The organism is Streptomyces sp. NPDC006332, from assembly GCF_040612855.1.
Taxonomy (GTDB): Bacteria; Actinomycetota; Actinomycetes; order Streptomycetales; family Streptomycetaceae; genus Streptomyces.
This window is the reverse complement of record NZ_JBEXRA010000015.1, coordinates 32,285-45,647: the sequence shown is the minus strand read 5'-3', so window position 1 is coordinate 45,647 and position 13,363 is coordinate 32,285. Positions and strand designations below refer to the sequence as shown.

The following is a 13,363-nucleotide window of genomic DNA, read 5'->3' as shown; positions in this document are numbered from 1 at the left end:
CAGAGGTCACCCTCGGGCAGGAGTTCCGCATGAGCACGATCCGCCGTGTTTTGCTGCCACTGCTCGTCGCCTCCGGGCTGGTACTGGGCGTGTTGTCAGCCGCGCCGCCCGCGGTGGCGGCGGGCGCCGGCAGACCCTGGACGATTCCCGCACTGAAGCAGTGGACCACCGCGGCCGGCCCTGCCTTCACCGCCGACGCCTCGACCCGCGTGGTGACCGGGGATCCCCAACTCACCGCCACAGCCCGCACCTTCGCCACCGACCTCGGCGCCCTGCTCGGCCGTGACATCGATGTCGTCACGGGTCCCGCCAGGCCGCACGACGTCGTCCTGCGCACCGACCCGTCCGTGCGGCCCGAGGCCGAGGGATACCGCCTGTCCGTCGCCGCCACCACCGTGGTCAGCGGCGCCACCGGCACCGGGGTGTTCTGGGGCACCCGCTCCGTGCTCCAGATGCTCACCCAGAAACGCACGCTCCCGGCCGGAACCGGCAAGGACTGGCCGGACTACCCGTACCGCGGCATCTCCCTGTGCAACTGCGCGAAGTTCTTCTCGGTGCCCTGGCTGGTCCGGCTCATCAAGGACATGTCGTACCTCAAGTACAACCAGCTGCACCTGGAGATGCGGATCGCCAGTACCGCGCACCCGGAGAACAACTCCGCCACCGACCCGGTGTACTCGCCCGCGCAGGTGCGCCAGATCGTCAGCGCGGGGAAGCGCTACCACGTACAGGTCGTCCAACAGGTCGGCACGCCGGGACACATGGACTACTATCTCGCCGCCCACCCGGAGCTGCGGGCCGTCGACTCCTCCGGGGCCGCCAGTGGGTCGAACCTCGACATGGCTGACCCGAAGGCCCTGCCGTACGTCAAGTCCCTCCTCGACGAGCAGATGCCGCAGTTCCCGGGCGGCGTCTGGTACGGCGGCGGTGACGAGTACCTGAGCTCCGCGGCGGGCTACGAGCAGTACCCCTCACTGGTGAAGTGGGCCCAGGAGCAGGCCGGTTCAAACGCTCCCGCCGCCGACTCCTGGGTGCTGTGGCAGAACCGCGTCCACGACTACGTCGCGAGCAAGGGCCGCACCCTGCACGTCTGGAACGACCAGCTCTACGAGGGGCTGCCCACCAAGCTCGACCCGGGTGTCGTCGTCGACTACTGGATCCACCAGGACGGCCGGACGACCCCGACCGAGATCGCCGCCAACGGCAACGCCCTCGTCAACGTCTCCGACTCCCTGTACTACGCGAGCGGCGGCCCGCCCAACGCCCAGTGGATCTACGAGACGTTCACCCCGTCCCTGTTCAGTGGCGGCCTCACCCTGCCCGCCGACGACCCCCATCTGCTGGGTTCCGCCATGGGCGTGTGGCCCGCCGCCTACGGGGACACCCAACACTCCGTCGAGCAGGGCCTGTTCGGGCCACTGCGAGCGCTCGCCCAGAAGAACTGGGGTGGCACCGCGCTCGTCTCCTCGTACGCGGACTTCCAGCCCGTCGAGCAGGCCGTCGGCCACGCCCCCGGCTACGACAGCGCGGGCGCGCTTCCCGGGGACCGCGTGTACACCCTGCGGGCGGGCAACGGCGTGTACGCCGTCGCCGCCGGGGCCGGGGATCGTACGGGATCGCTCGTCACCGGCACCGGTGCGGACGCCGGCGGGGGCTGGCTGCTGAAGGAGGACACCGACGGTGTGTACACCCTGCGTGCGCAGGCGGACGGACGCTGCGCCGAGGTCTCCGGTCAGTCGTACGCGCAGAACGCCCGCATCGTCACCGCGGACTGCGCGACCGACTCGGACGCCCAGAAGTGGCTGGCCGAACCGACGGCGGACGGGCTGGTGGTGCGCTCCGCCCTCAGCGGACGCGTGCTCACCGCGCCTTCCGGCGGGGCGGGGACGGCGCTCGTCCAGCGGTACGACACCGGCGGCACGGGCCAGCGGTGGACGGCGGCGCCCGCAGCCTCACAGCTGACGGGGGCCCTGACCATCGGCGCCCCGGTCGTCCCGGCCGGCGGACGGACCGGCGTCACCGTGTCGCTCACCAACCACTCCAGCCACCCGGTCGCCCTGCCGGACGTGTCGCTGCACACCCCCGACGGCTGGACGGCCGAGCCCCAGGGCACGCCACCGGCCCGGCTGGACGCGGGTGCCACCGCCACCCTGAAGTGGACCGCGACGGCCCCGCCGGACGCGGCCACCGGCTTCGCCCAACTGCGGGCGGTCTCCGCCACCCAGGGCGCCACCGGCTCGGTGATGACCACGGCGACGAGCCTGAAGGGCGCCACCGCCTTCGACGCCGACTTCGTCTCCGGCACCGTCACCCCGATAGACCTGGCCACCGGCACCCCGCAGGACCCCATCACCGTCGGCAAGCTGCCCGGCACGATGGTCGCCGACCCTTCCGGCGCGACCCTGTACGTCGCCAACCAGGGCTCGGCCTCGGTCAGTGTCATCGACACCGCCACCCGCAAGGTCACCGCCACGGTGCCGGTCGGCACCACCCCGGCGGGCCTGGCGCTGTCGCCGGACGGCACAACCCTGTGGGTCTCCGCGTACAGCGACAACGCCGTGCAGCCGGTGGATCTGGTCACCCTGACGGCGGGCCCGGAGATCCCCGTCGGCGCCGGACCCGAGAACCTCGCCGTCAGCCCGGACGGCACCACCCTGTGGGTCGCCTGCCGCACCGGCAACCAGGTCGTCCCCGTGGACACCGCCGCCCGTACGGCCGGCACCGCGGTGCCGGTGCCGAACAGCCCGTTCGGCATCGCCGTCAGCCAGGACGGCGGCACGGTGTACGTGGGGCAGCAGACGGCGAAGACGATCCTGCCGATCGACACCGCCACGCACACCCCGGGCACCCCGATCGACGTCGGCGGCTCACCCTTCGGGCTGACCGTCAGCCCGGACGGCAAGACCCTCGCGGTGGGCGTGAACGACACCTACACCGCCGCCTTCGTCGACCTCGCGACCGGCAAGGTCCGCGACAGCGTCCTGCTCGGCCAGCAGCCCACTCAGCTCGCCTACACCCCCGACGGGACGGTGGCGTATGCCGCGGTGGGCGCCGACGGCACCGTGGTACCTGTCCTGACCGCCGACGGTGAGACGGGCCCGCCGATCCGGGTCGGCAGCTACCCGATCGCCGTCACGGTCGTGGGGGCGTCGTGAGTCTGTCCATCGGACTCGTCGTGCACGCGAGCCGCCGCGGGGTCTTCGAGGAGGCCGTCGAGCCGGTGTCCGGAGTCTCGCTGAAGTGGGTCACCTACGGGCACGAGCGGGACATCCGCCCGCACGTCCAGAGCCTCGTCGACGGGCATGCCCTGGACGGACTGCTGGTGGGTGCCGTTCCCTATCGCGCCTGCCGCGACGTCCTGCCCCGCACACTCCCCGTCGCGGTCACCCGTAACTCCGCCCTCGACCTGGCGCTGGCGCTGGGCCAGGCGCAGGCCCGCGGCTGGCAGGCGGTTCCGGTCAGCATCGACACCTTCGACCACGAGGTGGTCTGCGAGGTGACGGAGTCGCTGCACCTCGACCGCACCCGTGTCACCTGCCTCCCGTACGCCGACGACCAGAGCGTCGACGAGATCTGCGCGTTCCACCGGCGGTCCCTCCACGACGGCGACGGTTACGTCATCACCGCACGCACCGCGGTGCTACGGCAGTCGCGCGGCGACCTGCGGGTGCTGAACGGTTCGCCCACACCGTCCAGCATCCGCTCGGAACTGCGCGAACTGTTGCTGCGCATCCGGTCCGAGCGGGCGGGCGCCGCCGGCTTCGCCGCGGGCGTCTTCTGCGTCAGCAGACACGGCTGCCCCGGTGACCCGGAGCGCAGCCGGATGGACCTGCTGCACCTGCTGCGGGCCACGCCCGAACTCACCGACGCCTGGATCGAGAACCGCGGTCGGCGCGGTGTGGTGGTCCTCGGGCGCCGGACACTGTTCGAGCGCCTCAGCCGTGACTGGCTCGTCGCCCCGGTGCTGGACCGGGCCCAGGAGTCGCTGAACGTGCCGGTGTCAGCCGGCTTCGGGGTGGGATCTTCGGCCCGCACCTCGGTGGTGCTGGCCGAACGGGCGGCCGTCCGGGCGGAGTCGGAGAACCGGCCGTGCGGCTATCTGATGGAGGACAGCGGCCTGGTCCTCGGGCCCATCGGGCCGGGCGGGCTGGGTGGACCGGGTGGACCGGGTGGCCGGTCGGCGGGACAGTGGACAGGGCCGCCGACCGCCCGGCCGCACCGCGAACAGGGCGACCGTATGCGGGAACTCGCCCGCACCGTCGGGCTGAGTCCGGCGACGCTGTCCAGGCTGGCCGCGATCGAGCACGATGTGGCCGGACGGGCCGTCACACCGAGCGAACTCGCCGACGCCATGGCCGTCACCGATCCCAGCGGCAGGCGCCTGGTCCGCAAGCTCCACGCGCACGGCCTGGTCACCTCCGAGGGATGGGCCCAGACCCACCGCAAGGGCCGGCCGACAGGGTTGTACCGCCTGGCGATCGTCGCGGCGCTGACCGGCTCCGCCGACGGGCACGCCCTGGAAACCGTGTGAGCCCCGGAGCCGACCCTCTCAGAGCAACGCCTCCGCCACGGCTCTCAGGTTGGCCCGCCCCCGCCCGTACGCGCACAGCCCGCCCGCCGCCTCCGTCTCCGCGTCCGGCATGCCGGTGGCGACGAGGAGCGCGTCGGGGCGGCCGGTGAGCAGGGCGGTGCGGGCCGCGGCCTGCCATGGATGCAGGTCCGGGTCCTCGGTGGCGATCAGCAGCGGTCGCCCCTGGGCGCGCCGCAGGATGCCGGCCACGTCCACGGGGCCCCGCGTGGCCACCACGCCGTCGGTGCCGGGCATGGCCTCGCGCAGGAGAGTGACGAGGTCCGTGCGGGCCCATTCCAGTGCGGGGTGCGGGGGACGGTGGAGGTCGACGACGAACGGATCGAGGACGGGACCGGGCAGCGGCTTCCACCGGACGGCCCGGCGGGCGGCGAGCAGCCCCACGTCCCCTGAACCGGGATCGAGACGGGAATCGAGGCCGGAGCCGAGACGGGAATCGAGGCGGGAATCGAGACCGGGCCCGCGGCCGGCGGCGGGTGGCTGGGAGAACCGCTCCGCCAGGGCGTCGACGCGGCGGGCGGCGTCGAGCACCCGGGCGGGGTCGAGCGCGTCGCACGCCATCGCGTCGAGCAGGGCGTCCCGGCAGCGCAGCCACAGTTCGGGATCCGGGCGCGCGATGATGACCTGGTCGGCTCCCGCGGCGATCGCCGCGACCGCTCCGGCCGCCTCGCCCACCCCGTCGGCGATCGCCTTCATCTCCAGCGCATCGGTCACAACAACGCCCTGGAAACCGAGTTCGCCTCGCAGGAGGTCGGTGACGACGCGGCGGCTGAGGGTGGCGGGAGCGGCGGCGTCGAGCGCCGGGTAGACGACATGCGCCGTCATGACGAGCGGAACGCCCGCCGCGACCGCGGCCTGGAAGGGCAGCAGATCGATCTCGCGCAGGACTCGCTCTTCCCGCCTGTCGAGCGCGGCGCTCAGGTGACTGTCCACGGCGGTCGAGCCGTGCCCCGGGAAGTGCTTGACGCACGGAGCGACGCCGGCGGCGAGGGTGGCCTCGATCCAGGCGGTGACATGCCGAGCCGCGTGGCCGGGGTCGGCCCCGAAGGCGCGGGTGCGCACGATGGGGTTGGCGGCAAGCCGGTGCACGTCGGCCACCGGGGCGAAGCTCACGCCCACCCCGCACTCGGCCAGGTGCCGGGCGAGCGCACCCGCGACAGCGGCGGTCAGCTCCGTGTCGTCGGCGACACCGAGCGCCCAGGCCCCCGGGGTCTGAGGCGCCCCGGCCCGGGCCAGATGGCTGATGCCGCCGCCCTCCTGGTCGACGGTGACGAGCAGGCCGGGCCGTAGTGAGCGCAACTCGTCCGTGAGCTCCCGCAGTTGGGAGCGCCCGGCGACGTTGCGGGTGTGCAGGATGACCCCGCCCAGTCCGCTGTCGGCCAGTCGTCTCAGCTCGCCGGGGAGCGTCGTGCCGTCGAAACCGACAACGAGGCAGCGGTTTGCGGCCTCGACCAGATCACCGGGCAGCGCGGTCACGGGGTCATCTCCGGAGCGGTCGTATCACCAGGCGCCGTGACCTCGGAGGACACCTCCTCGGTCGGGTCCGACAGCAGCACGCAGCGCGCCCATTGCCGGTCCGTCACCTGAACGCGCGGGGGCTGCGCGGTGTGGCAGGCGGCGCGTGCCAACGGACAGCGGGGGTGGAAGCGGCAGCCGGACGGGGGATGGACCAGGTCCGGGGGCTCCCCGTAGTCGTCCTCAGTGGTGTCCTGCACCAGGCCGTCACCGCGGTCGGTGCGTCCGGCCAGGAACTCCATCCGGTCGGGATCCGGCGTCGAGTCCAGCAGCAGCCGGGTGTAGGGATGGGCGGGGGACTGGGTGACGTCCTCCGCGGTGCCGTACTCGACGATCTCCCCGGCGTACATCACCGCGATCTCGTCGGCGAAGTACCGGGCGCCGGCCATGTCGTGGGTGATGTAGAGCATGGCCAGCTGCTCCTCGTCGCGCAGGGTGGCGAGGAGGTTGAGGATCTCCAGCCGGATGGAGACGTCCAGCATGCTCACCAGTTCGTCGCCGAGCAGCACCTCGGGTTCGACGGCGAGCGCGCGGGCGATCGCGACGCGCTGCCGCTGCCCGCCGGAGAGCTCATGGGGGAAGGCGTCCAGGAAACGCTCGGGCGGGGTGAGCCGTACACGTTCCAGCAGGGCCCGCAGCCGCCGCTCCATGTCGTCACGATCGGTGACCGAGCCGTGCAGCCGCAGCGGTCGTTCGAGCAGGTACCGCACGCGGTGCAAGGGGTTGAGGGAACCGAACGGGTCCTGGAGCACCATCTGGACCCGGCGGGCGTAGTCGCGGCGGGCCCGTCGGCCGCGCGCGGAGGCCGGCTCCCCGGACAGCAGGACGCTGCCACTGGTGGGCTGTTGGGCGAGGGCGAGCGTGCGGGCGAAGGTGGACTTGCCGCTGCCGCTCTCCCCGACCAGGGCCACGGTGCGGCCCGGACGCAGGCGCAGTGAGGCATGCTCCAGCGCGTGCACGATCGCCCCGCCCGCGCGGTGCACCGGGTAGTGAACGGTGACGTCCACCGCTTCGAGTACGGGGGCCGGTTCCGCGGTCGTACGCGCCGGGTTCTGCTCGTCGGTCATACTCGCCCTCCAGCGGTCGGCGTGGGCAGGTCGCCGGCGTGCACGCAGGCCACCGCGCGGTCCGCGCCGTGCCCGGTGAGCGCGGGAGGCGCCGTCCCGCACTCCGGTGTCGCATGCGGGCACCGTGGTTGGAAGGGACAGCCCGGCGGAAGGCCGCGCAGGTCGGGCGGGTTGCCGGGAATACCGCTCAGTTGGCGCATCGGTCCGCGCAGCGGCGGGAACGAGTCGCGCAGGCCGCGCGTGTACGGGTGCCTCGGGTCCCGGTACAGGTCCGAGGCCGGCCCGCTCTCGACGATCCGCCCGCCGTACATCACGGCGATGCGGTCGGCGATCTCCAGCAGCAGTGACAGGTCGTGCGTGATGAAGACGACCGAGAAGCCCAACTCCCGTTGCAGTCTGCTCACCTGACGCAGGATCTGCCGCTGCATCACCACGTCCACGGCCGTCGTCGGCTCGTCCATCACCAGCAGGTCCGGCTCGCAGACCAGGGCGAGCGCGATGGTGGCCCGCTGCCGCATCCCGCCGGAGAGCTCGTGCGGATAGCTGTCCAGCCGGGCGGCGGGAATGCCGACGAGTTCGAGCATGTGCGCGGCCCGTTCACGGGCCCCGGACTTGGGGATACGGCGGTGGGCGCGCAGGACGTCGGTGAACTGGGCGCCCAGCCGGGAGACGGGGTTGAGGGCGTTCATGGCGCTCTGGAAGACGACGGCCGTGTGCTCCCAGCGTGTCCTGCGCAGTTCGCGGGCGTCGGCGTGCAGCAGGTCGACGGGGCCACCCGAGCGAGGGTGGAGCGTAGCGCTGCCGGACAGGACGACAGCGGGCGGGCGCAGCAGTCGAAGGAGGGCGTTGACGAGAGTGGTCTTGCCGCTGCCGCTCTCGCCCGCGATGCCGAGGATGTCGCCGCGACGCAGCCGCAGTGACACCTCGGACACGGCCGGCAGTGGTTCGGCCTGCGAGCCGTAGTCGACACTGAGGTTCCGCACGTCCAGCAGCAGGTCTCCCGTGGTGTCCGGGCTCATGACGCCCCCTCCCGCACGGCCTTGCGGCGGGCGCCGCGCAGCCGCGGATTGGTCAGTTCGTCGATGCCGAAGTTGACGAGCCCGGCGGCGGCGCCGAGCACGGTGATGGCGACCCCGGGCGGCACGAACCACCACCACGCACCGGAGATCATCGCCTGCCGCTGCTGCGCGAAGTAGAGCATGGTGCCCCAGCTGACGGCGTTGATGTCGCCGATGCCCAGGAAGTCCAGGCCGGAGACGGCGAGGATGGAGGTGACGAGCGAGAGCATCAGCGTCGCCGAGATCACCGGCAGGAGGTTGGGCAGCACCTCCACGAGCATGATCCGCAGATTGCTCTCACCGAGCAGCCGGGCGCCCACCACGAAGTCCCGGTTGCGCAGCGACAGGGTCTGCACGCGCTTGGAGCGGGCTCCCCAGGCCCAGCCGGTCAGTCCGATGACCAGCGCCACCGCGAAGGGCCCGCCCCGCCCCCGCAGATACCCGGCGAGGATGATGACCAGGGGCAGCCCGGGCAGGACCAGGAAGGCATTGGTGAGGGCGCCGAGCACCGAGTCGGCCAGGCCGCCGTAGTAGCCGCCGATCAGCCCGACGGCCACCGACAGCGTGGTGGAGACGACGGCCGCCAGGGCCCCCACGAGCAGGGACGTCCGGGTGCCGACGACGAGTTGGGCGAGGACGTCGGTGGCGTCCTGGGTGGTGCCCAACGGGTGGGCCCCGGACGGGGGTTGCAGGACCGCCCCGGTGACTTCGGTGGGGGACAGGCCCATCAGCGACTGCACGATCCACGGTCCGACGGCGGCCACCAGGACGTACAGGGCGATGATCGCGAGCCCGGTGCGTGCCTTGCGGTTGGCGGGGACCAGCCGGCGCAGCGCCGTGCTCCAGGTCAGCCGGCCGGCCACGGGAGCCAGCGGCGCGGTCGGCGGGACGGCGAGCGTCATGCGTCCTCCCGGGTACGCGGGTCGAGCAGGACATAGACGGAGTCGGCGATGAAGTTGGCCACGAGCACGGACAGCGAGATGATCAGGAACAGTGCCTGCATCAGCGGATAGTCGAGGTTGACCACCGCCTGGTAGAAGAGGTAACCGATGCCGGGATAGGCGAAGACCGCCTCCGCGAGCAGCGAGCCGCCGACGACCGTGCCGATCGAGATGGCCAGACCCGCCACCTGCGGCAGCATGGCGTTGCGGGCGGCGTACGCCAGCAGGATCCGCCGGCGGCTGAGCCCCTTGGCCTCGGCGAGACTGACGTAGTCCTCGGCCACGGTGGTGATCATCATGTTGCGCATGCCGAGCAGCCAGCCGCCGACCGAGGAGATGACGATGGTCGCGGCTGGCAGGAAGCCGTGCGCGATCACACTGGTGACGAACGAGAGGCCGAAGCCCGGTTCGACGTTGAGGTCGTAGCCGTTCTGCGAGGGGAAGACCGGCAGGCTCACCGACAGCAGCAGAAGCAGCATGGTGGCGACCCAGAAGTACGGCATCGAGCCGAGGAAGGTCGCGAGCGGTGCCAGCACGCTGTCCAGGCGGCTGCCGGGCCGGGCGCCGGAGACGATGCCGAGTCCGGTGCCGAGCAGGAACGCCAGGACGGTGGTCAGGCTCACCAGGCCCAGCGTCCACGGCAGGCCCTGCGAGATCAACTCACGTACCGGCTGCGGAAAGTACGCGGTGGAGACCCCGAAGTCGAGGTGCGCGAGCTGGGAGAGGTAGTGCAGGTACTGCTGCCACAGATTCTGGTCGGGGACGCCGAACAACGCCCTGATGGACTTCTCGGTGGCCGGGGTGACCTGTGAGCGCTGGGCCAGCTTGTTCAGGATGACGGAGGCGGGGTCCCCCGGCATGAGCCGGGGGATGACGAAGTTCAGCGTGATGGCCACGGCGGCCGTCCCGAGGTAGAACCCGAGACGGCGCAGCAGGACCCGGGCCCGGCCGCCGCGACGGCGCGCGGGACGGTCCGCGGCCGTCGACGGCCGTGTCTCACCGGCCGGAAGCGTCGTCGCCGTCATCGGGCGGACTCCTTGGATGTGATCATTTCTGTGCCGGCTTCAGATGGGCGAGCACGTTCTCGAACGCCGGCCCGCCGTTCCAGGGCGCGCAGATGTCGTACGGGTCGTCCTTGCTGGGGAACCCGGTCCAGTTACGGGCACTCCACGCGCAGCCGGCGGTGATGTTCGACAGCGTCACGTACGGCACCTGGTCGACGATGATCTTCTCCAGCTTCCGGGTGAGATCGATCTGCGTCTGCTCGCTGCCGGTGTTGGCGAGCTGGTTCAGCAGGTCGTCGGTGGTCTTGTCCCGCCAGCGCAGGTAGTTGTTGGTCTGCGCCGTGCCGCCGTTCGGCTTGCCGGCGAACTCGCTGTTCAGCAGGGGGTTGTAGATCTGCCACGGCACAGCGCCGTACGCGAGTCCGTACGAGGCGAGGTCGAAGTCGCCCTTCGCCCGGGTGTCGGTGTAGGTGCCGCTTGCCAGGGGCTGCACGTTCACCTTGATACCGATCTTGCCGAGTTGGTCGGCGATGATCCGGGCCCGCTGCACGGAGTCCGCGAAGTCGGCGACCTCGATGTAGTTGAGGGTGAGCTGCTTGCCGTCCTTGACCGCCTTGCCGCCGCTCAGGGTGTAACCGGCCTGCTGGAGCTGGGCCTTGGCGGCCGTGAGATCGGTCTGGACGGGCTCCTTGTACGCGGGGTCGAGCCATTTGCCCTGCGTCGTGGCGTCCAGGCCGGTCTGGCTGATCGGGTTGGCGCCGAGCTGGGTGACGAGTTGGATGAGCTGCTTGCGGTCGATCGCCAGCTCGACCGCCTTACGGAGATGGACGTCCTTGAGTGCGCCCCGGTCGTGGTTGAAGACCAGGATCAAAGATCCGTAGGTCGGATAGAAATAGCCGTTCTTCGCCGGGTCCTTGTCTACGTACTGCTTCTCCAGGTTGGGTATGGCGCCGCCGCTCAGATCCTCCTGGCCGCTCGTCAGCTGGGAGATCTCGGTGACGGAGTTCACCACGGGCAGCCGTATCTGTTTGACCTGGATCCTGCCGCGCCAGTAGTCGCCGCGCAGGGCCAGCGAGATCTGCTGCGGGTCGAACCGCTTCAGTGTGTACGGTCCACTGGCCACGGGATCGGGGTTGGTGAAGGTGACCGGGTTCTTTCCCGTCCAGTACTTCTCCGGGACGATGTACTGCTGGAGAATCGACGCGACCTGGGTGAAGGCGGGTTTGTCGAAATGGAAGACGACCTTCTTCTCGCCCTGTGCGGCCACCGATGCGAACGAGATGCCGGACGAGTTGAGCGCCGCTGTCTTCTTCACCAGTTGGAAGGTGAACACGACATCCTTCGCGGTGACCGGTTTGCCGTCGCTCCAGGTGGCTTTCTTGTCGATGTCCACGGTCAGCGTACGACCGTCCGACGACAGTTTCTGCCCGGAGGCGAGCCACGGTTCGAATGCGCCCCCCTTGAGGACATTCACCCCCATGAGCGATTGATACATATAGATTCTGGTTCCCGGAGAAGCGTCACCGGTGCTGGTCAGCGGATTGAAGTTGCGCTGCAGCACGGTTTTTCCGGATGCGTAATTGATCATCATCGAGCCGCTGCCTGAACTCGTGGAACCGCTGTCCTGGCAGGCGGTGAGCGCCAGACTCATCACCACGGCGAGCGCTGCCGGACCGGTTCTGACGGACCATCTGAGCCGCACGACTGACCTCCCGTTCTCGGATGCCGCATTCTGTGAGTGGAAAATGCCGGCTGTCAAGGAAAGCGTGGAATTCCTCGACATACGAACCAGGTTCCACAACATAATGGAACCTGGTTCGTATGTCGTAGGTGTCTTTCATTCGGTGCCGGGGAGGGCAAGAATGGCCTCCAGTCGAAGCGGAGGGCAATGAATTGACGGAGATGCACGAGACGCGCTCGGCGACCGGCTGGATGCGCGAGGCCAGGTTCGGTCTCTTCGTCCACTTCGGCGTCTACAGCATGGCCGCGCGACATGAATGGGTGCGCAGCTACGAGGAGATCCCGGACGCCGAGTACCAGCGATACGTCGACCACTTCGACCCCGACCTGTTCGACGCCGCCGACATCGCCCGTACGGCGCGCGCGGCCGGCATGCGCTACGTCGTCCTGACGACCAAGCACCACGACGGCTTCTGCCTGTGGGACTCGGCGGTCACGGACTACACCTCGGCCAAGGTCTGCGGCCGGGACCTCGTCGCCGAGTTCGTCACCGCGGTCCGCACGGAGGGGCTGAAGGTGGGCTTCTACCACTCGCTCATCGACTGGCACCATCCCGACTACGTGATCGACGGCATCCACCCACTGCGCGGCGCGTCGGACGTGTCAGCCCTCAACTCGGTCCGGGACATGGGCAGATACCGCACCCACCTGCACGCCCAGGTCCGGGAGCTGCTCACCTCGTACGGCCCCGTCGACCTGATGTTCTACGACTTCACGTTTCCTTGGGAGCGCGGCGGAATGCCCGGCAAGGGGCCCGAGGACTGGGACTCACCGCGACTCCTGGCGATGACCCGTGCCCTCCAGCCCGGCATCCTGGTCAACAACCGCCTGGGTGTCCCGGGCGACTACGTGACCCCCGAGCAGTACCAGCCCGACCGTCCGCTGACCCAGGACGGCGTCGAGGTGATGTGGGAGGCGTGCCAGACCCTCAACGGATCGTGGGGATACCACCGCGACAACCTGGAGTTCAAGGACCCCGGGGACGTGGTGCGCATGCTCGTCCAGTCCGTCTCGAACAACGGCAACATGATCCTCAACGTGGGTCCCGACGGCCGCGGGAACATCGAGCCCCGGGCCCGCGCCATCCTGCGCTGCGTCGGTGACTGGATGCGGCTGCACGCCCGCGCCGTCCACGGCGCCGGTCCCGCGCCGTTCGCGCCGCCCGCCCACGGCGTCTACACCCTTCGCGGCAACCGCCTCTATCTGCACCTCTTCTCCTGGCCGTTCAAACACGTCCACCTGTCCGGCCTGGCCGGCCGGGTGGCATACGCCCAACTGCTGAACGACGGCAGCGAAGTCGGGCTCAGCCTCCTCGACAGCACCCCGCAGCCGCACGCCCACCTCGCCCCCCTGCCGCAGGCCGCCGACACCCTGACCCTGACGCTCCCCGTCACCCGCCCCGACGTGCTGGTGCCGGTCGTCGAACTGTTCCTCACGGAGCCGTGAGCCG

General features: G+C 70.5%; 9 protein-coding genes. 3 read left to right on the top strand and 6 right to left on the bottom strand.

The features are described from left to right. Positions 1 to 29: 29 nt before the first annotated feature. Positions 30 to 3,155, top strand: a complete 3,126-nt coding sequence (locus ABZ027_RS16000) for a family 20 glycosylhydrolase (protein ID WP_356768538.1) — start codon at positions 30 to 32, stop codon at positions 3,153 to 3,155. After that, on the top strand, positions 3,152 to 4,531 hold the full coding sequence (locus ABZ027_RS15995) for a hypothetical protein (protein WP_356768536.1): 1,380 nt from the start codon (positions 3,152 to 3,154) through the stop codon (positions 4,529 to 4,531). Before ABZ027_RS16000 ends, ABZ027_RS15995 begins: the two co-directional genes overlap by 4 nt. Before the next feature lie 18 nt (positions 4,532 to 4,549). On the opposite strand, the gene ABZ027_RS15990 is transcribed toward ABZ027_RS15995, so the two are convergent. From ABZ027_RS15990 to ABZ027_RS15965, 6 genes are read right to left on the bottom strand one after another with little or no spacing between them, the layout of a single operon-like run. Further along, entirely contained in the window at positions 4,550 to 6,064 is a 1,515-nt protein-coding gene (locus ABZ027_RS15990; RefSeq protein WP_356768534.1) for a glycoside hydrolase family 3 N-terminal domain-containing protein, read from the bottom strand. Further along, positions 6,061 to 7,170, bottom strand: coding sequence for an ABC transporter ATP-binding protein (locus ABZ027_RS15985; protein ID WP_356768532.1), 1,110 nt, complete (start codon positions 7,168 to 7,170; stop codon positions 6,061 to 6,063). The genes ABZ027_RS15990 and ABZ027_RS15985 overlap by 4 nt, the downstream gene beginning before the upstream one ends. Next, the gene (locus ABZ027_RS15980; protein ID WP_356768530.1) at positions 7,167 to 8,189 is read right to left on the bottom strand and encodes an ABC transporter ATP-binding protein; all 1,023 of its coding nucleotides are present in this window, start codon (positions 8,187 to 8,189) and stop codon (positions 7,167 to 7,169) included. Before ABZ027_RS15980 ends, ABZ027_RS15985 begins: the two co-directional genes overlap by 4 nt. Continuing rightward, entirely contained in the window at positions 8,186 to 9,130 is a 945-nt protein-coding gene (locus ABZ027_RS15975; protein WP_356768528.1) for an ABC transporter permease, read from the bottom strand. Before ABZ027_RS15975 ends, ABZ027_RS15980 begins: the two co-directional genes overlap by 4 nt. After that, positions 9,127 to 10,194 carry an ABC transporter permease gene (locus ABZ027_RS15970; protein ID WP_356768526.1) on the bottom strand — a complete coding sequence of 356 codons (1,068 nt, stop codon included), beginning with the start codon at positions 10,192 to 10,194 and terminating at the stop codon, positions 9,127 to 9,129. The genes ABZ027_RS15975 and ABZ027_RS15970 overlap by 4 nt, the downstream gene beginning before the upstream one ends. A gap of 22 nt (positions 10,195 to 10,216) precedes the next feature. Then, complete coding sequence (locus tag ABZ027_RS15965) at positions 10,217 to 11,653, bottom strand: ABC transporter substrate-binding protein (protein WP_356768524.1); 1,437 nt, start codon at positions 11,651 to 11,653, stop codon at positions 10,217 to 10,219. Positions 11,654 to 12,075: 422 nt separating this feature from the next. On the opposite strand from ABZ027_RS15965, the gene ABZ027_RS15960 reads away from it, so the two are divergent. Continuing rightward, complete coding sequence (locus ABZ027_RS15960; protein ID WP_356768522.1) at positions 12,076 to 13,359, top strand: alpha-L-fucosidase; 1,284 nt, start codon at positions 12,076 to 12,078, stop codon at positions 13,357 to 13,359. Positions 13,360 to 13,363: the final 4 nt, after the last annotated feature.